The organism is Bradyrhizobium genosp. A (assembly GCF_049949275.1).
GTDB lineage: Bacteria > Pseudomonadota > Alphaproteobacteria > Rhizobiales > Xanthobacteraceae > Bradyrhizobium.
Genome location: NZ_CP188196.1, coordinates 7,941,789 through 7,967,023 on the forward strand (window position 1 = coordinate 7,941,789; position 25,235 = coordinate 7,967,023).

General features: G+C 64.9%; 26 protein-coding genes. 12 read left to right on the forward strand and 14 right to left on the reverse strand.

The features are described 5' to 3' along the window. Positions 1 to 20: 20 nt before the first annotated feature. The 6 genes from ACP2YP_RS37215 to ACP2YP_RS37240 form a co-directional block, all read right to left on the reverse strand. The gene (locus ACP2YP_RS37215) at positions 21 to 1,475 is read right to left on the reverse strand and encodes a GntP family permease (RefSeq protein ID WP_426421266.1); all 1,455 of its coding nucleotides are present in this window, start codon (positions 1,473 to 1,475) and stop codon (positions 21 to 23) included. Between the two features lie 3 nt (positions 1,476 to 1,478). Next, positions 1,479 to 2,498: a patatin-like phospholipase family protein gene (locus tag ACP2YP_RS37220; protein WP_426421267.1), complete on the reverse strand. Its 1,020-nt coding sequence runs from the start codon at positions 2,496 to 2,498 to the stop codon at positions 1,479 to 1,481. A gap of 114 nt (positions 2,499 to 2,612) precedes the next feature. After that, on the reverse strand, positions 2,613 to 3,857 hold the full coding sequence (gene serA / locus ACP2YP_RS37225; RefSeq protein WP_426421268.1) for a phosphoglycerate dehydrogenase: 1,245 nt from the start codon (positions 3,855 to 3,857) through the stop codon (positions 2,613 to 2,615). 227 nt (positions 3,858 to 4,084) lie between these two features. Beyond that, positions 4,085 to 5,317, reverse strand: a complete 1,233-nt coding sequence (locus ACP2YP_RS37230) for a rhodanese-like domain-containing protein (RefSeq protein ID WP_426421269.1) — start codon at positions 5,315 to 5,317, stop codon at positions 4,085 to 4,087. Between the two features lie 77 nt (positions 5,318 to 5,394). Further along, positions 5,395 to 6,576 (reverse strand): PepSY-associated TM helix domain-containing protein, encoded by a 1,182-nt coding sequence (locus tag ACP2YP_RS37235; protein ID WP_426421270.1) that lies wholly within the window; start codon positions 6,574 to 6,576, stop codon positions 5,395 to 5,397. 63 nt (positions 6,577 to 6,639) lie between these two features. Further along, the gene (locus ACP2YP_RS37240) at positions 6,640 to 8,964 is read right to left on the reverse strand and encodes a TonB-dependent siderophore receptor (RefSeq protein WP_426421271.1); all 2,325 of its coding nucleotides are present in this window, start codon (positions 8,962 to 8,964) and stop codon (positions 6,640 to 6,642) included. A 402-nt stretch (positions 8,965 to 9,366) separates the two neighbouring features. Here ACP2YP_RS37240 and ACP2YP_RS37245 point away from each other — a divergent pair, with 402 nt between their 5' ends. From ACP2YP_RS37245 to ACP2YP_RS37260, 4 genes are read left to right on the forward strand one after another with little or no spacing between them, the layout of a single operon-like run. Further along, on the forward strand, positions 9,367 to 9,819 hold the full coding sequence (locus tag ACP2YP_RS37245; protein WP_254135209.1) for a MarR family winged helix-turn-helix transcriptional regulator: 453 nt from the start codon (positions 9,367 to 9,369) through the stop codon (positions 9,817 to 9,819). Between the two features lie 34 nt (positions 9,820 to 9,853). Beyond that, positions 9,854 to 10,423 (forward strand): isochorismatase family protein, encoded by a 570-nt coding sequence (locus tag ACP2YP_RS37250; protein ID WP_426421272.1) that lies wholly within the window; start codon positions 9,854 to 9,856, stop codon positions 10,421 to 10,423. Beyond that, positions 10,420 to 10,749: a hypothetical protein gene (locus ACP2YP_RS37255; protein WP_426421273.1), complete on the forward strand. Its 330-nt coding sequence runs from the start codon at positions 10,420 to 10,422 to the stop codon at positions 10,747 to 10,749. Before ACP2YP_RS37250 ends, ACP2YP_RS37255 begins: the two co-directional genes overlap by 4 nt. Then, complete coding sequence (locus ACP2YP_RS37260) at positions 10,746 to 11,975, forward strand: MFS transporter (RefSeq protein ID WP_426421274.1); 1,230 nt, start codon at positions 10,746 to 10,748, stop codon at positions 11,973 to 11,975. Before ACP2YP_RS37255 ends, ACP2YP_RS37260 begins: the two co-directional genes overlap by 4 nt. A gap of 9 nt (positions 11,976 to 11,984) precedes the next feature. Here ACP2YP_RS37260 and ACP2YP_RS37265 read toward each other — a convergent pair whose 3' ends face one another. Further along, entirely contained in the window at positions 11,985 to 12,869 is an 885-nt protein-coding gene (locus ACP2YP_RS37265) for a dihydrodipicolinate synthase family protein (RefSeq protein WP_426426412.1), read from the reverse strand. Positions 12,870 to 13,047: 178 nt separating this feature from the next. Between ACP2YP_RS37265 and ACP2YP_RS37270 the strand changes: the two genes are divergently transcribed. Together ACP2YP_RS37270 and ACP2YP_RS37275 are read left to right on the forward strand one after the other, a co-directional pair. Next, the gene (locus ACP2YP_RS37270) at positions 13,048 to 14,460 is read left to right on the forward strand and encodes an FAD-binding oxidoreductase (protein ID WP_426421275.1); all 1,413 of its coding nucleotides are present in this window, start codon (positions 13,048 to 13,050) and stop codon (positions 14,458 to 14,460) included. 8 nt (positions 14,461 to 14,468) lie between these two features. Beyond that, the gene (locus ACP2YP_RS37275) at positions 14,469 to 15,134 is read left to right on the forward strand and encodes a GntR family transcriptional regulator (RefSeq protein ID WP_426421276.1); all 666 of its coding nucleotides are present in this window, start codon (positions 14,469 to 14,471) and stop codon (positions 15,132 to 15,134) included. A gap of 6 nt (positions 15,135 to 15,140) precedes the next feature. Here ACP2YP_RS37275 and ACP2YP_RS37280 read toward each other — a convergent pair whose 3' ends face one another. Beyond that, positions 15,141 to 15,389 (reverse strand): hypothetical protein, encoded by a 249-nt coding sequence (locus ACP2YP_RS37280; protein WP_426421277.1) that lies wholly within the window; start codon positions 15,387 to 15,389, stop codon positions 15,141 to 15,143. A 152-nt stretch (positions 15,390 to 15,541) separates the two neighbouring features. Here ACP2YP_RS37280 and ACP2YP_RS37285 point away from each other — a divergent pair, with 152 nt between their 5' ends. Further along, positions 15,542 to 17,563, forward strand: a complete 2,022-nt coding sequence (locus ACP2YP_RS37285; protein WP_426421278.1) for a YgiQ family radical SAM protein — start codon at positions 15,542 to 15,544, stop codon at positions 17,561 to 17,563. A gap of 240 nt (positions 17,564 to 17,803) precedes the next feature. Here ACP2YP_RS37285 and ACP2YP_RS37290 read toward each other — a convergent pair whose 3' ends face one another. Next, positions 17,804 to 18,079: a type II toxin-antitoxin system Phd/YefM family antitoxin gene (locus ACP2YP_RS37290; protein WP_426421279.1), complete on the reverse strand. Its 276-nt coding sequence runs from the start codon at positions 18,077 to 18,079 to the stop codon at positions 17,804 to 17,806. A 126-nt stretch (positions 18,080 to 18,205) separates the two neighbouring features. Between ACP2YP_RS37290 and ACP2YP_RS37295 the strand changes: the two genes are divergently transcribed. Both ACP2YP_RS37295 and ACP2YP_RS37300 read left to right on the forward strand, forming a co-directional pair. Beyond that, complete coding sequence (locus ACP2YP_RS37295; protein ID WP_426421280.1) at positions 18,206 to 18,664, forward strand: Rrf2 family transcriptional regulator; 459 nt, start codon at positions 18,206 to 18,208, stop codon at positions 18,662 to 18,664. Between the two features lie 61 nt (positions 18,665 to 18,725). Then, positions 18,726 to 19,373, forward strand: coding sequence for a class I SAM-dependent methyltransferase (locus ACP2YP_RS37300; RefSeq protein ID WP_426426413.1), 648 nt, complete (start codon positions 18,726 to 18,728; stop codon positions 19,371 to 19,373). A gap of 10 nt (positions 19,374 to 19,383) precedes the next feature. Here ACP2YP_RS37300 and ACP2YP_RS37305 read toward each other — a convergent pair whose 3' ends face one another. Continuing rightward, entirely contained in the window at positions 19,384 to 20,316 is a 933-nt protein-coding gene (locus tag ACP2YP_RS37305) for an alpha/beta hydrolase (RefSeq protein WP_426421281.1), read from the reverse strand. A 703-nt stretch (positions 20,317 to 21,019) separates the two neighbouring features. Here ACP2YP_RS37305 and ACP2YP_RS37310 point away from each other — a divergent pair. Next, positions 21,020 to 22,042, forward strand: coding sequence for an LLM class flavin-dependent oxidoreductase (locus ACP2YP_RS37310; RefSeq protein WP_426421282.1), 1,023 nt, complete (start codon positions 21,020 to 21,022; stop codon positions 22,040 to 22,042). Positions 22,043 to 22,228: 186 nt separating this feature from the next. Then, entirely contained in the window at positions 22,229 to 22,570 is a 342-nt protein-coding gene (locus ACP2YP_RS37315) for a DUF1236 domain-containing protein (RefSeq protein WP_426421283.1), read from the forward strand. Between the two features lie 208 nt (positions 22,571 to 22,778). Here ACP2YP_RS37315 and ACP2YP_RS37320 read toward each other — a convergent pair whose 3' ends face one another. Together ACP2YP_RS37320 and ACP2YP_RS37325 are read right to left on the reverse strand one after the other, a co-directional pair. Continuing rightward, complete coding sequence (locus tag ACP2YP_RS37320; protein WP_426421284.1) at positions 22,779 to 23,240, reverse strand: hypothetical protein; 462 nt, start codon at positions 23,238 to 23,240, stop codon at positions 22,779 to 22,781. Between the two features lie 10 nt (positions 23,241 to 23,250). Continuing rightward, positions 23,251 to 23,469, reverse strand: coding sequence for a hypothetical protein (locus ACP2YP_RS37325; protein ID WP_426421285.1), 219 nt, complete (start codon positions 23,467 to 23,469; stop codon positions 23,251 to 23,253). Positions 23,470 to 23,633: 164 nt separating this feature from the next. Here ACP2YP_RS37325 and ACP2YP_RS37330 point away from each other — a divergent pair, with 164 nt between their 5' ends. After that, entirely contained in the window at positions 23,634 to 24,032 is a 399-nt protein-coding gene (locus ACP2YP_RS37330; protein WP_426421286.1) for a VOC family protein, read from the forward strand. A 29-nt stretch (positions 24,033 to 24,061) separates the two neighbouring features. On the opposite strand, the gene ACP2YP_RS37335 is transcribed toward ACP2YP_RS37330, so the two are convergent. After that, a complete protein-coding gene (locus ACP2YP_RS37335; RefSeq protein WP_426421287.1) occupies positions 24,062 to 24,193 on the reverse strand; it encodes a hypothetical protein in 132 nt (43 codons plus the stop codon). A 356-nt stretch (positions 24,194 to 24,549) separates the two neighbouring features. Continuing rightward, positions 24,550 to 25,146 carry a TetR/AcrR family transcriptional regulator gene (locus ACP2YP_RS37340; RefSeq protein ID WP_426421288.1) on the reverse strand — a complete coding sequence of 199 codons (597 nt, stop codon included), beginning with the start codon at positions 25,144 to 25,146 and terminating at the stop codon, positions 24,550 to 24,552. Positions 25,147 to 25,235 lie beyond the last annotated feature (89 nt).

Consider the following 25,235-nt stretch of genomic DNA (forward strand, 5'->3'; position numbering starts at 1 on the left):
CCTGCGGCTACGTCTTTCGATCAGAACGATCCCAGCGCTTCTCCCAGCGCAATCACGGCCACCAGCGCCAGCAGCGACGTCACGATGCCCACCATCACGATGTCGAAATAGCTGTCGCGATGGGTCAGGCCGCAGATCGCGAGCAGGCTGACCACAGCACCATTGTGCGGCAGGATGTCCAGCGTCCCCGAGCCGATCACCGCCACGCGGTGCATCAGCGCAAGGTCGATGCCGGTGCGGGCAGCGAGATCGACATAGGTCTGGCCGAGCGCATCGAGCGCGATCGTCAGGCCGCCCGACGCCGAGCCGGTCAGCGCCGCCAGGATATTGGTCGCGACCGCGAGCGAGACCAGCGGGCCGCCTTCGATCGCGAGCACCCATTCGCGCACCAGCGCGAATGCCGGCAGCGAGGCAATAACCGCGCCGAATCCGACGAGACTGGCGACGCTGAACGCCGGCAGCACCGACGCATTGGCCCCTGCGTCCATGGTCTGCCGCAACGCCGGCAGGCGCGCCCAGTTCAGCGCGATGGTCGTGACGATCGCCGCGGCCAGGGCGACGGTGACCGACCACACGCCCGCAACGGCGGCAAGCGACGTCTCGCCAAAACGCCGCTCGGCGAGATAGCCGACGTCGAGCCGCGGCAGCACCGCGAGGGACATCACGAGATTGACGGCCACGACGACGACCAGTGGCAGGACGGCGCTCAGGACCGGCGAGGGCTCGCTGCTGCGATGGCCGTGCTTCATCTCGGCTGGATCGAACTCGCGCGCCGTCGTCGCGCGTTCGCGCACGAGCTCGTCGGATGCGGCGCGTTCAGTCGCATCCTCGACGTCATCACCATAACCCTCCCCGGCGCACCTAGCCTTGGCCTCGGCGCGATGCAGCCACCAAAATCCCGATCCGAGCATCATGAGGGAGGCGACGATGCCGAGGCCCGGCGCGGCAAACGGCGTCGTGCCGAAGAACGGCATCGGGATCGCATTCTGGATCGAGGGCGTGCCTGGCAAGGCCGACATAGTGAAGGTCGACGTGCCCAGAACGATCGTGGCCGGAATCAACCGGCGCGGAATTGCAGCCGCACGAAACAGCGAGCGAGCCATCGGCACGATGACGAAGAACGCGACGAACAGGCTAACGCCGCCATAGGTGACGAGCGCGCCGGCCAGCACGACCGCGAGGATCACGCGGCGCTCGCCGAGACGCTTGGCCATGAAGGCGGCAACCGACGTCACCGCGCCGCTATCGTCCATCAATTTGCCGAACACGGCACCGAGCAGGAAGATCGGGAAGAATTGCGCCAGAAATCCCGCGGCATTCACCATGAAAACCTGAGTCAGGTTCGCCAGCAGCGGCTCGCCGCCGAACAGCGCGGCAACGAGCGCGGCGAGCGGCGCGAGCAGCAGCACGCTCCAGCCGCGAAAGGCAAACAGGACGAGCAGGCCGAGCCCGACGAAGAGGCCGAGAAGCCCCATGCCTCAGCACTCCGCCAGGAGGACATCGAGATCGGCGGTCGATTGCCGGCCGATATCCGCACCGTGTTCGGTGAGGAACGCATCTGCGGCGATACGCCCCTCGCCACGCAGCATCGAGACGAACTCCCATTCCGCATTGAGTTTCGACGATGCGCCGAACTTCGCCAGCATGTCGCTCTTGATCCGATGCGTCCGCATTTTCGCCCAGCGCGCGCCCTCGCCGCTGCCCGGATCGGCCGCCTGGCGCAGCAGTGCGATCATCCGCAGCTCCTTCATCAGCGGCGAGTTGAAGGAGATTTCGTTGAGACGGTTGAGGATCTCCGCGGCGGTTCGCGGCTCCTCCAGCCGCTCGGTCGGGTTGATCTGAACGAGAATGGTGTCGTGCGCGTCGCTCTCACGGACCAGCGGCGTGATGGTCGGGTTACCGGCGTAACCGCCGTCCCAATAGGGCTCGCCGTCGATCTCGATCGCGCGGAACATGGTCGGCAGACAGGCCGATGCCAGTAGCACATCCGCCGTGATCTCGGCGTTGCGGAAGATGCGTCCGCGGCCGGTGCGCACCCGCGTCGCGGTGATGAAGAGCTGGATCGGCGAGCGCGCAAGCCGCTCGAAATCGATGCTCTCGGCCAGCACCGCGCGCAGCGGATGATAGCCCGTCGGATTGAGATCGTAGGGCGACAGCACCCGCGACATCAGATCGGTCAGGATGTAGAAGGGCGACGTATCGAGCGTCCAGCGCCCCATCAACCGATCGAGCGGCGAACGCTGCAGCGGGCTGAAGGCCGCGGCCTTCGAGACACGGCGCCAATATTGCTCCAGCGCATCGCGCGCGCCCTCGGCGCCGCCGGCGGTCCAGCCATCCGCCAGCACCGCCGCGTTCATCGCGCCGGCAGACGTTCCGGAGATCGCGGCGATGGTCAGCCATTTTTCCTCCAGCAGGCGGTCGAGCACGCCCCAGGAGAAGGCGCCGTGCGAACCGCCGCCTTGAAGCGCGAGATCGATCAGTACGGTGTCCCGTTCCATGGCGGTACCCACGCAACTGAAGCTCAAATTCGACGCGAATTGTCACACGCCAAAGATGATACAGTTTAGAGAGCTTAGGCCGAGCAATGCAACCGGAACGTGACGTTCCGCCGTCTAGTGCTCGAATACCAGCCGCGCGCCGATCGTGCCCTCGAGCGCGCGGATCTGCGCCAGCAGCGCGCCTGAATCCTCGCCGCCGAGATCGGCGTCCAGCACGACATAGCCGAGGTCGCCCGCGGTCTCCAGATATTGCGCGGCAATGTTGATGTCGCGCTGGAGGAAGACCTCGTTCAGCCGGCGCAACATGCCCGGCACGTTGCGATGGACATGGCTGAAGCGCACGCCGGAGGGACGCAGATGCAGCTGCACTTCCGGGAAATTCACCGCGCCCATCGTCGATCCCGTGATGAAATAGTCGACCAGCTTGCGCGCCACCTCGCCGCCGATGCGCTCCTGCGCTTCTTCGGTCGAACCACCGACATGCGGCGTGAGGATGACGTTGCCGAGGCCCTGCAGCGGGCTCTTGAAGCGCTCCGAATTCGAGGACGGCTCGACCGGAAACACGTCGATGGCGGCACCGGCGATGTGGCCGTCACGCAGTGCGCCTGCGAGCGCATCGAGATCGACCACCGTGCCGCGGCTATTGTTGATCAGGAACGAGCCCGGCTTCATCGCCCGCAGCTCCTTCTCGCCGATCATGCCTGATGTCTCCGGCGTTTCCGGCACATGCAGGCTGACCACGTCGCTCTGCGCCAGCAGCTCTTCCAGCTTCTCGACCGGCTCGGTGTTGCCATGGCGGAGCTTGTCGGTGCGATCGTAATAGATCACCCGCATGCCCATGGCTTCGGCGAGCGTCGAGAGTTGCGAGCCGATATTGCCGTAGCCGATGATGCCGAGCGTCCGGCCGCGCACCTCGCGGCTGCCGGCGGCGGACTTGTCCCAGCCGCCGTCATGGGCCGACACCGAGCGCGGAAAAATCTGCCGCAGCAGCATCACGATCTCGCCGATCACGAGTTCCGCGACGCTGCGCGTATTGGAGAACGGCGCGTTGAACACGGGAATGCCGCGCTTGCGCGCCGCCAGCAGATCGACCTGGTTGGTGCCGACGCTGAAGCAGCCGACCGCGAGCAGCCCATCGGCGGCTTGCAGCACCGCGTCGGTGATCTGGGTGCGGGAGCGGATACCGAGCAGCGTCACGCCCTTGAGCGCCTGGCGCAGTGCCTCGCCGTCCAGCGCCTTGGTCAGGCGCTCGACATTGGTGAAGCCCGCGCTCCTGAACAGATCCACCGCGCTGTCGTTGACACCTTCAAGCAGCAGCGCCTTCGCGCTCCGCTCAGGGCTTTGGCCTGGGGCTGGCATAATATCTCCATGAATGGCGGCTTTGCCGCAGCACATAGACCGCCGACGAGGCGCAGCACAATAGGCATGAAACCAGGATTTCGCTTCGCTCGATCCGGGATCCCTGGGAGCCGGGATGTCTGGGCAGAACGCAAAACTGATTTGGGTTAAAATCGACCATCATTCGCGCGGCGTGGCAAGGCCGCGCGGCCGCCCCGTACAACTCCGGTGGATCAACGCGGCCGCTCTCAGATCACATAGAATCCGTGCGTGCCGTCGCGGCGGAGCTGGTCGACGAGACCATATTCCCAGTCGAGATAGGCCTGCATCGCGCGCTCGGCGATGTCGGTTCCCTCATAGGGGCGGCGGTAGCGATGCGCTTGGTCGGGCTTCGGCAGCACGAGCGGCGGGCCGACCTCGAGCGTGCCGGCATAGCCGCCTTCGAGCACATAGACCTCCCAGCCCATCTGCGCGAGCCAGGAGGCCGTCATGTCGGCGCGCACGCCCTTGTCGTCGGTCAGGAGGATGCGCGCGCCGCGCACCGGCGCGGCCATGTCGGTCTCCTGCACGAGCTGGCCACCGGGATAGTGGCGGAAGCCCGGGAGATGACCGGCCACATACTCCTCCGCGTCGCGCACATCGAAACGATAGAGTGTGCGATCGGACTGCGCGACCAGCGCCGACATTTCGTTCGCGCCGATATGGCGGACGCCCGCGCGATAGGCGACATCGCGAGCATTGGCGGGTCCGCCCTCGAACGACCCGATCGCGCCGCGCCGGTCGGCGCCGTGATCGAGCGTGTGCCGCGCCAGGGTCCAACCGATCGTGCCGTTGCGCAGCGCCCGTACCTTGTTGGGCACGCCGGCGTTGATCAGCGACTGGGTGCCGATGATCGAGCGGGTGCGACCGGCACAATTGACGATAATGGTGGTGTCGGGATCGGGCGCGGCCTGACCGGCCCGCAGCACCAGTTCCGCACCGGGCACGCTGACCGAACCCGGAATGTTCATGGTGGCATATTCGTCGAAGCGGCGGACGTCGAGGATGGCGATGTTGGCCTTGTCCGCGATCAGTTTTGCCACTTCGTCAGCGCTGAATGACGGCGTGTGGCGACGTGCCTCGACCAGCTCGCCAAAGGCTTTGGAGTAGGAGTTGACGTCCTCGAACACCTCGTAGCCCGCTGCGCGCCAGGCTTTCAGCCCGCCATCAAGCGCGCGGACATCGCTGTAGCCGAGCGCCGCGAGGCGTTCGGCGCCTGCTGCGACCAGCCCCTCGCCGCCATCAAGGAGCACGACCGGCGCGTCCTTGCGCGGCAGCCGCACCGCGGCCTCGATCGCGATCCGGTCGACGGCCATGTTGGCCGCGAACAGCGGATGGCCGGTAGCGAAAGCCGCCTCGTGCCTGAGATCGAGCAGCGCGATCTCCTCGCGCAACAGCAGCGCGCGGCGGATATCGGCGGGAGTGACGGAGGGAAAATTCATGGCGTGAACCCGAACAAGGACGTGCCATGGGCTTTTGAACGATTGTCGCGGTGTTGGCTAGCCTTTCCGGCAGCAACTCACTCGCCCGGAACGAGCCGCCCGAGCGGTGGCAGCGCCGGGCGCCGCAGCTTGCGGCGCGACAGATAGAGCAGGATGCCGGTGACCGAGAACAGCGGCATCAGCGCTGCGGCGATCATGAAGGCGAGCTTGCCGGGCCAGCCCAGGACCGCCCCGCGGTGGATGTCGAGCACGTTGGCGATGATCTTCTCGCCGAACGACTTGTCGGCATAGCGCTCGGCCGAGACGACCTGACCGGAGACGGCATCGATGCGGAATTCGTCGCGTGCGGTGTCGAGCGAGGAATCCTTACCCCACGACCGGATCCGCATCACAGTGCCCGGGCCGGCCGGGAGCGTCAACTGCGCCCTGGCGAAACCGTCGCTCTCCTCATGCTGGAGGGCCGACCATGCGCGGTCGAACCCGACCGGTTGAGCCGGTTCGGGACGGCCGGGTGGACGCGATTGCTTCGGCTGCATCTTCGCCGCCGCCAAATGCGGACGCGACAGCAGCCAGACCACGCCGTCCTTGTACCAGTCAAACGAGTACCAGAGCCCTGTGAGCGTCATGACGAGATAGACCGGAAGCACCCAGGTGCCGATGACGGCGTGCAACGAGCGATGCAGGCCGCGGCCGCTGGGCCCGAAATTCGGCTTCAGCCACATCTTCACGCTGCCGGCGCGACGCGGCCAGCGCAGCACGAGGCCCGAGACCAGCATCACGATCAGGCCCAGCGCGGCAACGCCGGTGATCTGACGTCCCCAACCCTTGGCATCGCCGAGAATGAGCAGCCAGCGATGCAGCCTGCGCACCGTTGCGAAGAACTCCTCGCCGCGCGCCGCGCCCAGCACGTGCGCGTCGTAGGGGTCGACATAGAGCGAGGACGGCCGCGCGCGCTGCTCGTCGCGGGCGAAGCGGACATGCACAGCCGCCGACGGATCGCTCGACAGCATGATGGCCGCGACCTTGCCGGCATCCGGCACCGCCTTCAGCTGCGCCACCAGCTGATCCGGCAGCAGCGGCGGCGTCGTCCGCGGCGCGACATGCATGATGCCGGCATTCAGATGGTCGACGATCTCGTCCTCAAAGCTCATGATCACGCCGGTCAGCGCGATCAGGGAGAACAGCAGCGTGAGCACGAGGCCCGCAATGGAATGGACCTGGAGCAGCGCCGCCTTGATGGTGTGCCCGAGCCTATGCATCGGCGCAGGCCCTCCCAATCGGAATGACCGAGCCATCATCGTCTTTGCGCCGCAGCTCCATCGCTAGAACTTCACCGTCGCCGACAGCGAGATACGGCGGCCGTCGCCCAACGCGACGTTCAAGGCGTTTCCGGTTGTGGAGGTGTAATAGACCTTGTCGAACAGGTTCTTGACGTTGAACTGATAGGTCACAGGCACCGTGTCGATTTTGGTATCGTAGGTCGCGAAGATGTCTGCAACGGTGTAAGCTGGCAGGAAGAATGTGTTGGCGGAGTCACCCGGGCGGTCGCCGACATAGTGTGCGCCGCCGCCGACGCGCAGGCGTCCGGGCAGCCGGTCGCCGAAATCATAGACGAGATAGAGCGAAGCAGTGTTCATCGCGGCGTTGAACAACTTTGCATTGCCAACAGCGGGATCGTTGATCAGGCGCGCGTCGGTATAGCCATAACTTCCGATCATGCTCCATTCGTCCGTCAGTCTGCCGGTGACGTCGAGTTCGACACCGCGCGACCGGGCCGCGCCGGAGGTGCGCGCCGCCGACTTGCCGCCGCCGATGTCATCCAGCACCAGCACGTTCTTCTTCTGGATGTCGTAGACCGCCAGGGTGCCCGACAGCCGCTTGTTGACGTCGAACTTCAGGCCGGTCTCCCACTGCGTTCCCTCTTCAGGCGCGATAGTGGAGTCGACGACGAAGCCGGTGGTGAACGCCGCGATAACCGACGTCGGCTTCAGCGACTGCGTATAGCTCACGTAGTAGGAGAGCTGGTCGCTCAGCTTGACGATGACGCCGCCGAGCGGCAGCACCTTGTCGCCCGCCAGATTGGTGTTGGTGATGAACAGAGGCCGGCCCTTTCCGGCGAGTTGTTCGTATTCCATCCAGCGCACGCCGCCCACCACGGACAGCCAGTTGGTCAGATGGAACGTGTCCTGGGCGAAGAACCCTCGGGTGCCGAGCTTGTCGGTCTGCTCGCTATCGGTTGCCGAGACGGTCGTGCCCGGTATGACCAGTCCGTAGACCGGGTTGTAGAAGTTGAAGCTGGGAGTCGCTTGGCGGATCAGGTCGCGGCGGTCGATCGTGCGATACATCGCCTCGCCGCCGAACAGGATCTCGTTGCGGAAGCCGCCGACCCAGACGTCACCCTGCAGATAGGAGGTGCCGTAGCTGGCGTTGCTCAGCGAGTTCCTGGTGCCGTCGTTGCTGCGGGTTTCGACGCCGGTCGTGGCGTCGACTTTGGTGATGCGGAGCTGGTTGGCGCTGAAAGTCTCGGTGTTATAGCTGTAAGCCGCCGTGACCTTCCAATTCTCGTCGAGCTTCTGTTCGACCGAGCCCTGCATCAGGTCGGACGTGCCCCACATGTTGTTGAAGTGTTCGTCGAGCCGGCGCGTCGCCGGGATCGCCAGCGGGGCGCCGTTCACGAAGGCAGTACCGCGGTCGAATGGATAGATGAACTCACGGTGCTCATAAGTGAGCTGAACCGTCGTGGTCTCGCCGTACCAGGCGAGCGACGGATTCACCAGCATTTCCCGATGGCGGCCGAAATTGCGCCAATAATCCTCGCTGACACCATAGCCGATGAAGCGATAGGCGAGACCACCGTCACCGATCGGACCGGTGAGGTCGAGGGTGCCGTCCGCGCCGTTGCGATTGTTCGCGTAGGTCGAGCCGAGCAGCGTGACCGAGCCATGCTGATAGAGCTCGGGACGCTTGCTGATCGTATTGACGATGCCGCCGGGATCCATGATGCCGTAGAGCAGCGAGGCGGGTCCCTTCAGCACCTCGACACTGTCGACCGCGGCGTTCAAGCTGCGGCCCTGCACCAGCGGCATGCCGTTGCGCATGATCGAGCCGTCGCGGTTGTCGCCGAAACCGCGGCGGATCACGGCGTCCTGGGTGCCCGCGAGCGTGTTGGTCTGGGTGATACCGCTGATGTTGACCAACGCATCGTCGATGTTGCGCGGCAATTGGTCCTTGAGAACCTGCGCCGGCACGACGTTGACGGATTGTGAGGTGTCGAGCGGCGACGCGCCCGAGCGCAGCGTGCTCGCGCTCGGCATCGCGCGATAGCCGAGCTTTGCGGCCTGTTGCGCGGCGGCGTCCGCCGCAGCACGTTCGGACGGCGTCGGTGCTGCGGGTGAAACTGCATTCGAGTTACGACGCGCGGCCGTCTGTGTGCGTCGTTGCGACTGCTCCGAGGCGCGCGCCGATTTCGGCCGCTGCGTCGGCGCATCCACATTCACCGGCGGCAGGGCCGTTTGCGCCTGCACGGTGGTGGTGTCGAAGGGATATCCGGCGAGCAGCACGGCCGCTCCGATGAGAAGGCTAGCGCGGCTCTTGCCGGCGCGATTTCGATGACCGCTGGCACAACGGCCATCCACAGGAGCACGCACTTTCGATTCACTTCCAAGTCACAGCATTGAAGTTGGCGCATCTACCAGCCGCTGCGAGAGAAGAGAACATGGCGGCGACTTGAATCGCTCTAGGATTGAATCGTTCTAAGAGGAGGAACGGTCGCGCAATCATGCGGCGCCCGATGCTGCGACGCTTTCGTGAGCAGGGACCGGAGCGTCGCGATTGGAACGCGCGCGAAACGAGCGCATCTGCTCAATGTCGATGCTGACGAGGCGTCATCGACGCGACGCCATGTCGCACGAGTGCCGCGACCTCGGCGCTCGCGCAAGCTCACCCCGCCGCCAGTGTTGCGGCGGGCATTTCCGCTCACGTCCTTTTGTTCAGACTAACTGTACAGATGGTCTTTACAGTTTAGCTTCATATATGCCATTCACTCCGCCATGATCAATTCGTCGGACCAACGCCCGTCCGCGCGCGCCGGCGCGCTCGCAGAAGACCTCCGTTCGCTGGTCGGAAAGCTCAAGCGCCGGCTGCGCGAGCAAGCAGGTCCGGAGGATCTGACGCCGTCTCAGGTGTCGATCCTGCTCCGCCTGGAAAAGGATGGCCCTGCCACAGTGTCGAGCCTGGCGCGATCGGAAAAGATGCGTCCACAATCGATGAGCACCGCAGTCGCCGCTCTTCTGGCCGCAGGCCTGGTCAGTGGCGCCCCCGACCCGGAGGACGGCCGTCAGACCATTCTGTCGCTGACGAAAGCGTGCCGCGACTGGATCCGGGTCGGTCGCGCCGCCCGGCAGGATTGGCTCTCGCGCACCATTTCGGCACGGCTGTCACCGCGGGAGCAGGACGAATTGGCCGCCGCCGTCTCCTTGCTCAAACGGCTCGTCGACGATTGACGCAGCCACGCCGCGCTGCCGGAAGGACATGATCATGGCTCTGACAACGCTCGACCCGATCACCGCGCTCATCATCGTCGACCTGCAACGCGGCATCGTCGGCTTCCCTTCCGTTCACTCCATGGGCGACGTCGTGGCGCGCGCCAGCACGCTTGCCGCGGCGTTTCGGCGGCATCGCCTGCCGGTCGTGCTGGTCAATGTCGCTGGCGGCGCACCGGGCCGCACCGAGCGGCCGCGCCCTGGCGGTCCGTTCCCGGACGGATGGACCGATCTCATTCCCGAGCTCGATCGACAGCCCGACGATATCGCCGTGACCAAGCGGACATGGGGCGCATTTGCCAGCACCGATCTCGAGAGCCAGTTGCGGCAGCGCGGCGTCACGCAGGTCGTCATCGCCGGCGTCGCCACCGGCACCGGCGTCGAGTCCACCGCGCGCCAGGCTTACGAGGCGGGCTTCAACGTCACCCTTGCCACCGACGCCATGACCGATCCGCGTTCCGAGGCTCACGACTACAGCATCGCCAACGTCTTTCCGCGGCTCGGCGAGAGCGGCTCGACGCAGGCGATCATCGATCTATTGGCAACACGGAGCGCGCAGGCATGAACTGGCTTCATTTCGTATCCTATTTCTTCGGCGGCGCGTGTCTCGCGAACACCATTCCGCATCTCGTCAGTGGCTTGCGCGGCGAACCGTTCCAGACCCCGTTTGCAAAACCGCGAGGAGAAGGGCTGTCCTCGTCGACGGTTAACGTGCTCTGGGGCTTCTTCAACCTCGTCGTCGGATATCTCCTGGTTTGTCGTGTCGGAGCGTTTTCACTGCTGGACACCGGCGACGTCGCAGCCCTCGGACCGGGCGCCGTGCTGCTCAGCTTGTTTTGCGCGCGGCGGTTCGGCCAGTTCCACGGCGGCAACCGGCCTGCGGGTTCGTGAGCGCGCCGGCCGCGGCCACGTTTCGCTCACTGCGGAACTACAATTACCGCGTCTGGGCTGCAGGCGCGCTGGTATCCAATACCGGGACGTGGATGCAGCGCGCCGCGCAGGACTGGCTCGTGCTCACCGAGCTCACACGACACAATGCGTCGGCCGTCGGCGTGGTGATGGCGCTCCAGTTCGGGCCGCAGCTTTTGCTGATGCCGTGGACGGGCTTTGCCGCCGATCATTTCAACCAGCGACGGCTTCTGGTCGCGACTCAGGCGACGATGGGCGTGCTGGCGCTCGTTCTCGGCCTTCTCACCGTCACTGGCCTGGTGCAGCTCTGGCATGTGTACGTGTTTGCCTTCCTGTTCGGCTGCGCCGCAGCCTTCGACGCGCCGGTGCGCCAGACATTCGTGGCCGAGCTCGTCGGCGACGGCGAGCTCTCCAATGCGATCGCGCTGAACTCGACGTCCTTCAATGCCGCACGGATGGTCGAGCCCGCGGTCGCAGGGATCTTCATCGCCTCGATCGGCACAGGATGGGCCTTCCTGCTCAATGCCGCATCCTTCATGGCGGTGCTCGGATCACTCGCCTTGCTGCGCACCTCGGAGCTTCGCCCCAATGCGCGGGCGCACCGGACCAAGGGCGGCATGACCGAGGGGTTTCGCTACGTGTGGTCGTGCAGCGATCTCAGGGCGATCATGATCATGCTGTTCCTGATCGGCACGTTCGGGCTGAATTTTCCGATCTTCATCTCGACCATGGCAGTCAGCGTCTTCCACACCGATGCGCGCGGCTTTGGCCTCTTGTCCTCGACGATGGCGGTCGGCACGATCTCGGGCGCACTGCTGGCCGCGGGGCGCGCACAGCCACGGTTTGTCTCGCTGCTGCTGGGGGCTGCGGCTTTCGGGGCAGGATGCACGCTGGCCGCGCTTGCACCCAGCTACTGGCTGTTCGCCGGCAGCCTTGTCCTGATCGGTGTCGCGGCGCTAACGGTCACGAATACCTCGAACGCCATGATGCAGCTCTCCACCGAACCGCGGATGAGGGGGCGCGTGATGGCGCTGCGCCTCGGCGTCGCGCTGGGCGGCACGCCGATCGGCGCACCGATTGTCGGATGGGTGGCGGACAATCTGGGCCCGCGCTGGGCGCTCGGCGTCGGCGCGGCGGCAGGCTTCGCGGCCGCGCTGGTTGCGGCCCGCGCCATGTCGGCGCGCATCGCGGAGGTTCACCGCGAATGAAACGCGCGCTCAGGCGATCACGGGGCTGGTCAGTTCGTCCAGCTTCGCCTTGAGCGCGGTGCCGTCCGACAACGCACGCAGCGGCGGACGCACGCGCAACCAGCCGGCGTCACCGGTCTGCGCGGCGAGAATGGCCTTCAGCGTCGTCAGGAAGGATGGCGACTTCACCACGATATCGACCGCGGCCTGCATGCGCGCTTCGATATCCTTGCCGTCGATCATCGCCTTGACCAGCTCCGGCGTGATGTTGGCCATGCCGCAGATGGTGCCGGCGCCGCCGCCGGCGATCGCACGCGCGATGTCGGTTTCGTTGCCGACGGTGATGGCGAGTTCCGGCGCAGCGGCGCGGAATGCCTGGAACTGCTTGAAGTCGCCGCTGGAGTCCTTCAGGCCCGCAACCACCTTGCCGTAACGCTTGCGCAAATTCGCCGCGACCGCCGTTGGGATCGCGACGCCCGAGACCTGCGGAATATGATAGAGATAGGCGCGTAGACGATCGTCGGCGACACTGTCGAAGATCGCCGCAAACGCGTCCTCGATGCCTTCAGGCGTGACGCTGCGGTCGAAGTAAGGCGGCAGATACAGCACGTGGCGCAGACCAAGACCGAGCACGGCGCGTGTCAGCGCGATGCAGTCGCTGATGGCGGGGAAGCCGCCGCCGATGCCGATGCGCTCCGCCGGCAGGCCGGCCCTGAGCACGGCTTCGATGGTTGCGACGCGTTCGGCAACATTGAACGAGGTGCCCTCGCCGGTGGTGCCGAACAGCACGACGCCGTCGACGCCCTTGCCGAAGAGTTTTTTGGCATGAGCGGCAAGCGTGGCGGAGTCCACGCTGCCGTCCGTCGCCAGCGGCGTCGCCGACGCCACCCAGAACCCGCGAATTGCCTCCGTCATAGCACCACCCATGCTGCGGCTCCCGAATAAGCCCCCTGATCCCCAATGACCTTAGACAGCTTACCGAGCCTTGTTTTTGCTTTACTTTTCATCTTGTACCTTACATACAAGATGGACGCAATTCCTTTCCGCCGTCACGGCGCGCATGATGCGCAGCCAAATTGAGAGGAGGTCTCGCATGAACATGGTGACCCCCGTCAGACATCCCGAGCCGTTACTCGCTGCCTTGCGTGACAAGCTCGGTGCCGCAGCCGTGCTGACCGGCAGCGACGTGCCCGCGCGCAATTGCAACGACTGGAGCGCGAGCCTGCCGCAGACGCCGCTCGCAGTGATCCGGCCGCTCGACGCGCAGGGCGTTGCCGATGCGATTGAAACCTGCCGGCAGGCGCGCCTGCCCTTCGTGCCACAGGGCGGCTTGACCGGGCTCTGCCGCGGCGCCGCGCCCGAAGCCGGCTGGGTCGCGATCTCGCTGGAGCGGATGACCGGCATCGAGGAGATCGATCGTGCCTCGATGACGATGACGGTGAAATCCGGCACGCCGCTGGAGACGATCCAGAAGGCTGCCGACGAAGCCGGCTTCTTCTTTCCGCTCGATCTCGGCTCGCGCGGCTCCTGCACGATCGGCGGCAATCTCTCGACCAATGCCGGCGGCAACCGCGTGATCCGCTACGGCATGACGCGCGAGCTGGTGCTCGGTCTCGAAGTCGTGCTGCCCGACGGCACCATCATCACCAGCCTCAACAAGCTGATGAAGAACAATGCCGGCTACGATCTGAAGCATCTCTTCATCGGCTCGGAAGGCACGCTTGGGATCATCACCCGCGTGGTGCTGCGGCTGTTTTCGAAACCGCGCTCGACCATGGCCGCCCTCTGCGCGCTGAAGGATTATGCGGCGGTGATCGCGCTGCTCGATGCCGCACGCAGTGGGCTCGGCCCGCTGCTCTCGGCGTTCGAGGTGATGTGGCCGGACTATTGGAACGTCATCACGACGCGCGCCGGCGTGAAGCCGCCGGTCGCCGCCGGCCACGGCCTCTATGTGCTGGTCGAGGCACAAGGCACCGACGAGAGCCTTGATGCACCGCGCTTCCAGGCCTGGCTCGAAGAGCTGATGGAGCGCGGGCTGCTCGCGGATACCGCCGTGGCGCAATCGCTGGCGCAGACGCAGGCGTTTTGGCGCGTGCGCGACATCTGCGCCGAATTCGGCCAGGTGCTGGGTCCGCACATCTCCTACGACATCGGACTTGCAGTGGCGCGGATGGACGAGTTCGCCACGCGCTGCAAGGCAGCGCTCGCCTCCGGCATCGCGGGCTGCGAGAGCGTCTATTACGGTCACATCGGCGACGGCAATCTGCACCTCGTCTCCTGGGTCACGGGTCTTCCCGTCGAGCAGCAGCCCAAGGAGGAGATGGACACGATCATCTATGGTCTCGTGCGCGACATGGGCGGCAGCGTTTCCGCCGAGCACGGCATCGGCACGCTGAAGAGGAAATGGCTGGGACATACGCGCGGCGAGCCCGAGATCGCCCTGATGCGCACGTTGAAGGCCGCGCTCGATCCCGATCATCTGCTCAACCCTGGCAAGGTCATCTGAGAGCATCCATGCGCTCGCTGAAGCTCGATGCGCCGAAATCGCTGTCGCAGCGGGTGATGCTGCGGCTGCGGCAGGCGATCATCGACGGTGAGTTTGCGCTCGGTGCTGCCATCTCCGAGGAGATGGTGGCAAATTCCTTTGGCGTCAGCCGTACGCCGGTGCGCGAGGCGATGGGCCAGTTGCAGGCGCAGGGGCTCGTGGTGATCCGGCCGCAGGTCGGCAGTTTTGTGTTCACGCCGAGCGCGGAGGACATCAATGCGCTCTGCACCTTCCGCATCGCGCTCGAACCCAAGGCCGCCGAGCTCGCCTTTCGCCACGACCGCGACGGCGCGATCGCGACCATGAACGATGCGATCGCGGCGATGGAGCCGGCGGTCGAGGCCAAGGACAACATCGCCTATGGCCGCGCCGACGCCAGCTTTCACGAGGGCCTGTTCGCACATTGCGGCAACCGCTACCTCGCCGAATCCTACCAGCTCGTCTCGGGCCGCGTCGCCGCGCTCCGCACCAATCTGACCTCGCCGATCGACGTGCGCACCCGCGCCTCCTTCGACGAGCATCGCAAGCTGCTCGATCTGTTCGCGCGCGGCGAGCACGCCTCCTTCGAAGCGGCGATGACGACGCACATCACCAATTCGGGCCTGGTCTACGCAAGAGCGTTAAGCGTGGACTGAGCGATCCTACCGCGCGTCTCTCGATCCCGGCCTGTCGAGAAAATCCAGCGCGGTGTTGATCTGTTCGAGCTGGTGCTCAATTTTGTCGCGGTCCTCGACCGACTGCGTCTTCTCGAGTTGTTCCACAAGCTTCTGCTTCCGCGACAGCAAATTCTCGATGACTGTACTCACAGCTCCCCCACCGCCGAGGCGAATATCGAGGCGATCCAGATCCTGGATACAAGCGCGCGCCGGGCTCGCCGCGAACTCTCCCATCAAAATGTTCGCGAAGGCAGATGGTTCCTCACGCGGCAGGGATACGCTGTCGGCTCGACGCCCGCCCCGCCCGGTTTGCCGCCTGCGGAACCTTAATCTTTCACGCGTCCGTCGGTTGTATTCGGTAGCCCGGAGCCCTATGCCTGTGCGCCATGGACACCCAAATCATCACCGCCGAAAAGCCCCTGATGGCCCAGGCGCGCCCGCGCAAGCCGGCGCCGTTCCTCCCGATGAGCCGCGCCGAGATGGACGCGCTCGGCTGGGACGCCTGCGACATCGTGCTGGTGACGGGCGATGCCTATGTCGACCATCCGAGCTTTGGCATGGCGATCATTGGCCGCCTGCTCGAGGCGCAGGGTTTCCGCGTCGGCATCATCGCGCAGCCGGACTGGCAGTCGGCCGAGCCGTTCAGGGCGTTAGGCAAGCCAAAAGTGTTCTTCGGCGTCACCGGCGGCAACATGGACTCCATGGTGAACCGCTACACCGCGGATCGCCGCCTGCGCAGCGACGACGCCTATACGGCCGGCGGCGAAGGCGGCAAGCGGCCGGACCGCTGCACCATCGTCTACGCGCAGCGCTGCCGCGAGGCGTTCAAGGATGTGCCGATCGTGCTCGGCGGCATCGAGGCGTCGCTGCGCCGGATCGCGCATTACGACTACTGGTCCGACAAGGTGCGCCGCTCGGTGCTGGCCGACGCCAAGGCCGATCTGCTGCTCTACGGCAACGCCGAGCGCGCCGTCGTCGAAGTCGCCAACCGCCTCGCCGCGGGCGAAGCGCCCCGCGAGCTCGACGACATCAGGGGCGTCGCACTGTTTCGCCGCGTGCCCGAGGACTATGCCGAGCTGCACGCCGACGATCTCGATTCCGCCGACGAGGGCGCCACGCGCCAGAAAGGCGCGACGGTGATCCGTCTGCCGGCGCTGGAGCAGGTCGAGCAGGACAAGGAAGCTTATGCGCGCGCGTCGCGCGTGCTGCATCGTGAGAGCAATCCCGGCAACGCGCGTCCGCTGGTGCAGCGGCACGGCGACCGCGACCTCTGGCTCAACCCGCCGCCGATCCCGCTGACCAGCGAGGAGATGGACGCGGTCTACGACCTGCCTTACGCGCGCGCGCCGCATCCGTCCTATGGCGAGGCAAGAATCCCCGCCTGGGACATGATCAAGTTCTCGGTCACGATCATGCGCGGCTGTTTCGGCGGCTGCACCTTCTGCTCGATCACCGAGCACGAGGGCCGCATCATCCAGAACCGCTCGGAAGGCTCGATCCTGCGCGAGATCGAAAAGATCCGCGACAAGACGCCGGGCTTCACCGGCGTGATCTCCGACATCGGCGGCCCCACCGCCAACATGTACCGGATGGCGTGCAAGGACCCGAAGGTCGAGGCCGCGTGCCGCCGGCCGTCCTGCGTCTTCCCCGAGATCTGCCCGAACCTCAACACCTCGCATGACGATCTGATCCGGCTCTATCGCAAGGTGCGCGAGACCAAGGGCATCAAGAAGGTGATGGTCGCCTCGGGCGTGCGCTACGACCTCGCGGTCGAGAGCCCCGAATACATCAAGGAGCTCGTCACCCATCACGTCGGCGGCTACCTGAAGATCGCCCCTGAGCATACCGAGCGCGGCCCGCTCGACAAGATGATGAAGCCGGGCATCGGCGCCTACAACAAGTTCAAGCGGATGTTCGATGCTGCCGCCGAGCAGGCCGGCAAGAAATACTATCTGATCCCGTACTTCATCGCGGCGCATCCGGGCACGACCGACGAGGACATGATGAACCTCGCGCTCTGGCTCAAGAAGAACCGTTATCGCGCCGACCAGGTGCAGACCTTCCTGCCCTCGCCGATGGCGACCGCAACGGCGATGTACCACACCGGCGTCAATCCGCTGCGCGGCGTGCGCCGCGGCGGCAGCGACAAGGTCGAAGCGATCAAGGGCCTGCGTCAGCGCCGCCTGCACAAGGCGTTCCTGCGCTATCACGACCCCGACAATTGGCCCGTGCTGCGCGAAGCCTTAATCGAGATGGGCCGCCGCGACCTGATCGGCTCACGCCCCGACCAGCTCGTGCCTGCGCACCAGCCGCCCGGCACCGGCAAGGCCGCCGGCACCAAGCGTCCGCTCCGCCCCGGCGGCAAGACGCAGCGGTTCACGACCAAGGGTCTGCGGGTGATGAAATAGCGGGCGGACGCCGGATCTCTCCTGACACCTTCGCGCCTTCAAAACAAAAGTCGAAAACAACCCCATGCACAGTAGCCGGGGTTAGCGAAATCAAGAGCTTAAGGCGCGATGAGATGGGCATGAATCGACATCGCGCATAAGCGTGTTGTCCGAGCACGACATTTCCGAAAAACCGAAAATCGCTTGACCCGTCGGGCAAAACAGGCGCAGGATGGCATCATCGTGATATGGGCGCCTCCGCTACTCCGTATCGATATCCTTGAGCTTCACACCGCGTCCCGCACGCAGGCTGTTCCGCGCCTGTTCGACGCGTTGCACGAAACGAGGATCATGCTCCAAGCGGTATTCGAACCAGTCGTCCCCCGATTCGAATCCAATCAGCACACCGGCCGGCTTGCCATGACGCGTGATAACGATCTCCTGCGTCTCGGCCTCACGAAGGTAGCGAGACAGATTATCCTTGATCTCGGAGAGCGGGACCTCTTTCGCTCCGGACTTCCGAACTGTGCGAGCCATGACTCGGCCTCCGATCTGGCAACGACCGCCAGAACTTAGATTCTCGTCCAAATTCAGAAAGGCTTGCCGTCATCATACGCGCGAAACCGGTTGACGTCAGCTCAATCATGCAACATTGTAAGTTACATGAAACGAGACAGCCGATTATCTGGCGTGCTCCATGTCCTCCTCCACATGGCGCAGCAGCCCGGTCCCTTCACGTCAGAGACACTGGCGAAGGCGATGGACACCAACCCGGTGGTGATCCGCCGCGTCATGGCGGGCTTGCGGGACCTCGGTTACGTCCGCTCCGAGAAGGGGCACGGCGGCGGCTGGACGCTCGCTTGCGACCTGTCGAAGGTGACGCTGCGCGACGTCTACATTGCGCTCGGCAGCCCTTCGCTTCTCGCCATGGGCAATCGAACCGAGGCGCCGGGTTGCCTGGTCGAGCAGGCCGTCAATGCCGCCCTCGATCAGGCATTCAGCGATGCGGAGACGCTGCTGCTGGCGCGCTTTGGCGAGGTGACGCTGGCGATGCTGAGCGACGTTCTGCGCAAGCGACTCGGGTCTCGAAAGCTTCAGGGCATGAGCGCGCATCACGCGTGACGATCTCATTCAGCAGGACAATATCTTGACCGACATTCAGAACGCGTTCTCCGATCCGGAGATGGTGGCGAAATACACGGAAGGACCGCCGCGGTTCGTTCCAGGCTACAATGCGATGCTGTCCATGGCTGCGATCCTCTTGGCCGAGCGCGCAACCGACGATGCGCGAGTACTCGTCCTCGGCGCCGGCGGTGGCCTGGAGTTGAGGGCCTTCGCGCAGGCTCAGCCGCTCTGGACCTTTGACGGCGTGGACCCGTCCGCGGCGATGCTGGATCTCGCGAAGCAAACGTTGGGCTCATTCGCTTCGCGTGCGGATCTCCACCGGGGCTATGTCGACGATGCACCGGCCGGGCCATTCGACGGCGCCACCTGCCTCCTGACCCTGCACTTCGTCGGCGCCGAGGAGCGGCTGCGAATAGCCTCCGAGATCCGCCGCCGCCTCAAGCCGGGTGCGCCCTTCGTGGTTGCCCATTTCAGCATCCCCGACGGCGCCGACGAGCGGCCCGTTTGGTTCTCGCGATATTCCGCGTTTCTGGCGGCTTCCGGCGTCGAGCCCGACAAGGCGGCTGCCGCCCGGAAAGCGATCGACGGGCAATTGAGCATTCTGGCACCCGAGCGCGATGAAGCGATTTTGCACGACGCCGGCTTCTCCGACCCGACGCTGTTCTACACCGGGTTCACTTTCCGCGGCTGGGTAGCCTACGCATGAAGCGTCACGGCTATTCGGCGAGCCGCGCGAGCGGATTTGTGTCCACCTTTTGCTCGCCGAGGACCTGGCCGTGCGCCATGCGTTGGCGCATCATCGCGACGACAGAACCCGCCTGCTCGAAAGCCCGGTCATGCGCGTCATCGCCGGCGACCGCCAGCTTGGTCAGATCGTAGACGTCGATCCGATCCCGCGCGAGCTCGCTTCGGTAAGGCTCCTGAGTCGGGTCGATATCGCCCAGGCGGGCGACGTCGCCCCATATCGTCTTCGACAGCGAGAGCGCGCCGTCGTCACGCGAGACAAACAGCGAGATGGGGGGCCGCGCGCCGCCCATCCGGTTCAGTTGCGAGCGGAAGACATCGACATCCACGTCGGGTGCCACCAGTATCACATTCTTCAGCTTGCTGCGTTTCGACGCGACAGAAGGGCCGCGGATCGCACGCGTACGCAGCGCTTCCAGTGCGATCCAATTGCCCATCGAATGAGCCAGAAGATAGACTTCGCCGACGGCAGGGGAGGCGTCGAGCGTGCTCAACAGATTGTCGAGCGCGTCTCGCGAGAAATTGGCGCTTTCCCGGTCATACGTATAGGCGCGCAGCCTCAGCTCGCCGCGCGATGGCCAGGTGAAAAGCACAGGAACGACCGGCACCTTGGAATCGTGAACGATCTGCGCGAAGCGGTAGACCGCATCATCGAAGCGGTTGTTGAAGCCGTGGACGAAGACAAGCACCTTGTTGCGACCGGACTGCTTCATCGCCGCGGTGACAGACGCAGCGAAGTGCGTCTTGTCGAGATAGTCCGCCGACACGGTCGTGAAATCCCGTTGGGGGTCGCCGGGCAGGCTCGCCGGCCACTGCACTTCGCCGATCTTCCGCGCGGCATCCGGCGGGATCGAGACGGTCACCTCGGCAAAGGACAGTTCGTCCGAACGTTCACCGCTGAACATCTCTCCCGGATCGACGTCGGATCGCTTGCGATTGGTTACGACGTAGATAGGGACATTTGTGTTTCCGGGAGCGACCTGCGCTGTTGGAACGAGAACGCCCTGCGAGGGACGTCCGGCACAACCGCCAAGGGCCGCGGCGATCGACAAGGCGAACCAGACTGCTGGGGCAACGATGCGACCCGTCTCAATCACCGGCTTTACTCACGACTTGACCCACCAGTGGACGATTCACAGCCGAAGACCGCACAGGGGCTTCGGATCTCGACCAGTCTATACCGGCTGAACGTGCCTTGCTGTCGCAAGGAGGCAACACCCGTGCCGACAATCGCCAGCTAATTCAGCCCACGGTAGAGCGAAATGGTTAAGGGGGAACTGCCTGCCGTGTCTGCGCAAAGCGCGGACGCCATGGGCGCTATGGGAATTCCGGGCAACTTTCCGTAGCCACGCATTATTTCAAGCCGATAGGCGCGTCATCGTCACTGCTGGACATCAAGGCCCTTGGATTTTGGGCAAGGCTATCGCATATGGCTGCGGGAGGCCGGACGAGCTCGGCCTGCATGGTTCGAGACGCCCGCTTTGGCGGGCTCCTCACCATGAGGGTCTAATATCTCGCCGCAAAACGCGACCTAACGACGCAAAAGATACACCGCCTCGCTCGGGCCGGCCCATCGCAAACAGGCCTGATCGTCCATAGATTGGTGTCATGAAGAAAATCGGATTTCTCTCCTTCGGACATTGGACACCCTCGCCGCAATCGCAGACCCGTTCGGCGGCGGACACGCTGCTGCAATCGATCGAGCTGGCCGTCGCGGCGGAACAGCTCGGGTTGGACGGCGCGTATTTCCGCGTGCATCATTTCGCGCGGCAGCTGGCTTCGCCCTTTCCCCTGCTCGCCGCGGTCGGCGCCAGGACCAGCACGATCGAGATCGGCACGGCCGTGATCGACATGCGCTACGAGAACCCGCTTTACATGGTGGAGGATGCGGGCTCCGCCGATCTCATTGCCGGCGGACGGCTCCAACTCGGCATCAGCCGCGGCTCGCCGGAGCAGGTGATCGACGGCTGGCGCTATTTCGGTTATCGGCCGGCCGAGGGCCAGAGCGACGCCGACATGGGCCGGCGCCACGCGGAAGTCTTCCTCGATCTCTTGCGGGGCGAGGGTTTTGCCGAGCCCAATCCGCAGCCGATGTTTCCCAACCCACCCGGCCTGTTGCGCCTGGAGCCGCATGCCGCGGGCCTGCGCGAACGGATCTGGTGGGGCGCCGGCTCGAACGCCACCGCGGTATGGGCTGCAAAACTCGGCATGAATTTGCAAAGCTCGACGCTGAAGAACGACGAAACTGGCGAGGCTTTTCACGTGCAGCAGGCCGCGCAAATCCGTAGCTATCGCGCGGCGTGGAAGGAAGCAGGCCACACCCGCGAGCCGCGCGTCTCCGTCAGCCGCAGCATCTTTGCGCTGATCGACGATCGCGACCGCGCCTATTTCGGCGGCGAGCGCGGAGGCGAGGACCAGATCGGCTTCATTGATCCCAGCACACGCGCGATCTTCGGCCGCTCCTATGCCGCCGAGCCGGACGTGCTGATCGAGCAGTTGCGACAGGATGAGGCGATTGCCGAGGCCGACACGCTGCTGCTGACCATCCCCAATCAGCTCGGCGTGGACTATTGCGCCCATGCGATCGAGGCGATCTTGACGCACGTCGCGCCGGCGCTTGGCTGGCGTTGAATTTTTCCCAGCGCGCCGGCAGTCACGGGTTCCGATTTCCAGCGCCTGCTCCCCGCTCGACATCGCCGCGCTTGCTGCGCGAAAGGGCAATAGGAAAGACCGGCAAATGTTCCCTCGTTCATTCGGAACGAGCAGGCCGATCACGAGTTCATCGCAGCGCCGCATCCAGCGGCGAGGGAGAACGCGATGAAGAAGTTCCTGCTGATTTCAGCCGCCGCTCTGCTCGTGTCGACGAGCGCAATGGCGCAATCCACTGTTGTCACCACCACCGGCGCCGGGCATGCAGCCGTGCAGATCGAACCGGAATATCGCACCAAGATCCATTCCTACGTCACCGAGCACAAGATCCGCCCGGTCGAGACGCGCGAAAAGATCGTGGTCGGCTCGCCGGTCCCGCGTGACGTCGAGCTCGCGACGGTGCCAAGCGATTGGGGTCCGTCGCTCACCAAGTATCGCTACGTCTATTCGGGCAGCCACGTGATGCTGGTCGATCCCGAATCGCGCATGGTCATCCAGGAGGTCGACTAACTCCGCCGCACGGCGGGCTGCCTGAGCGCCGCCCGCCGTGCACGCGCGCGCTTGCTGCATGCCCGGTCGTTGTTGATGCCGATCTTTCGATATGTCCTGTTCGCTGGCGCGTTCTGAAGGCTGCTGGGACCGCGCGGGCGCGGAAGCGACCGAGCGCGGTCTTCTCGTCGCGTTGGCGGTCAGGCTGCGCTTTTGCTTGTGACCCGGTTCAGCCGCCGCTCAGGCTATGGCTGATACGCGTCACGACCTGGTCCCATTGCTGCTTTTCGACGGCGGGATAGTTGATCAGCACGCAATGCACGTAACGGCTGGTGAAGTTGCAGCGGTCATACCAGATCTTGTCACGCTTGATGCTGGAAACGACGAAGAAGTCGGGCGTGATCCGCTTGTAGACGATTCCCGGCGGCGGCTGCTTCGCAGCAAGGAATGCGGCGGGCGAGACACCTTGTTGTCGGCGAACGGCCTGTACGGTGAGATCGGCGCCGCCATCGGGCGTGCGAAATTGCTGGCCGTATCCGTCGGGTTTTCCGGCCTGCTCCGTGAAGACCGAGCCGGGAATGTCGACCGAAGTTCCAGTCTCGGGAATGCGATAGGTGGTCCAGCTGTCGGCCCAGGCAAGAGCCGGGGACACGGCAGACAGGGCAATGACAACGGCGGCTATTGTCTTCATATCGGCCTCATCAGTTGCGCGGCGCCAGTTGCAGCTCCAGCAAGGCGATCCTCTGCAAGTTCGCTACATCGCGCTCTCCAGCATCGGCCGTACGCAGGATGGACTCGGCGAGCGCGTTGACGTGCGAGGAATGCACGGGCTCCGGCAGGGTCGCGACCGCAGCTTCCAGTGCGGTGGTCATGAGCGCGATCACCTCGGGGGAAAATTCTGCGTTGGAAAAGTTCTTCATCTCGCGAGCCGGCCGCTTGTGCGAGCCGTCGGTTCAACGTGGGGAAAAACTGGAAGTTCCTGCAAATTGGGCTGCGCGACCTCTGGCGATCGCGCAGCCTGGCCGATGTCGTGCTATCCTCGTCTTCCTGATAGCGAACTTGCCGCCATTCGCCGGATTGTGCGATGAATCAGCATCTGTCCCTCATCAGTCTCGTGGTCGCGGACTATGACGAAGCGATCGCCTTCTTCACGGGCGCTCTGAATTTCGAGCTTTGCGAGGACACGCCGCTCGGCGGCGGCAAGCGCTGGGTGGTCGTGCGACCGCCGGGCAGTTCAGGCTGCGGCCTGCTGCTGGCGAAGGCGGACGGTCCGATTCAAGCGGCACGCATCGGCGACCAGACCGGAGGGCGCGTCTTCCTGTTCCTGGAGACTGATGATTTCGAGCGCGATCATGCGCGCATGATCGCCGCCGGCGTCCGCTTCGTTCGGCCGCCACGGCAGGAGGCCTATGGCGTCGTTGCGGTGTTCGAGGATCTCTGTGGCAACCGCTGGGACCTGATCCAGTCAATCAAGCGCAGTTGACGCACGCTCCGCAGCCCCCTCGCCCGGGCTCACCCCGTCTTCGTCCCGGTGACGACGGCGAGCGCCTCGACGAGGCGGTCGAGATCGGCCTCGTCGGTAAAGAGTGCCGGAGTCACGCGGATGCATTGGCCCTTGGCGACGCCGGCGCGGCGCACCGTCATGACCTTGTGGCTGTCGCGGAGCTTCGCAACGATGGCGTCGTTGTCGGCCTTGCTGGTTTTGCCGGCGAGACGAAACGACGTGATCGCGCCATATGAGCCGGCTCAGGACGGCCGGCGCTGACGCGCGGGATCACCGGCTCACCTAGGGCTATCGCATATCACGGTTGGAGATCACCGGAAGAGCTGGGCCTGCATGGTTCGAGACGCCCGCTTTAGCGGGCTCCTCACCATCAGGGTCTCATATCTCGCCGCAAATCGTGACCTCATCCTGAGGGCCCGCCGGAGGCGGGCGTCTCGAAGGATGGCCGCGGGCGAGCTTCACGCCACGCTTTTCGCTTACGAGATAGCCAAACCCCTCACCCCGCCTTCACACTCGCGTCGATCAGCAGCTTCGCCGCCGCGAGCGCCGATTGCGCCGGGCCGTCTTCGGACTGCTGGCCGGTGACATAGATGCCTTCGATCAGGAGCAGCAGCGCGTCGCCGAGCACATTTGGCTGACGCGCGCCCATGGCGCCCGCGAGCTCGCGCAGGCGCTTGCGGAAGACCTTCTTGTGGGCTTCGGCGACCTGACGCGCGGGATTGTCGCGCGACGGATATTCCACCGCAGCGTTGCTGAGGCCGCAGCCGCGATAGCCCTTGGCGATGGCACGCGGTGCGAGCTGGCCGATATAGGCGAGCACGTGATCGCGCGCATTGCCGTAGGTCCTGCCGCCGGGGCGCTCGAAATTTTCCCAGAAGCTCAGATCGTAGTCGCGCAAATAGGCGGCCGCGAGATCGTCCTTGGAGGCGAAGCTGCGGTAGAGGCTCGGCTTGGTGACGCCGGCCCGATCCACCACCTCGTCGACGCCGACGGCGCGGATGCCTTCGCGGTAGAACAGCTCGCTGGCGGATGCGCGAATCCGGTCGGCGGCACGGAGGGGCGTGTCTACGGATTTCTCGGCCTTTTTCGTCATCTGGCTTTGTCCGGCATCAGGCATGGGCCTGGGTTTGGGCTTGACAATGTTACTGACCGGTACGTATTGGTACCGCATCGCAATACGTA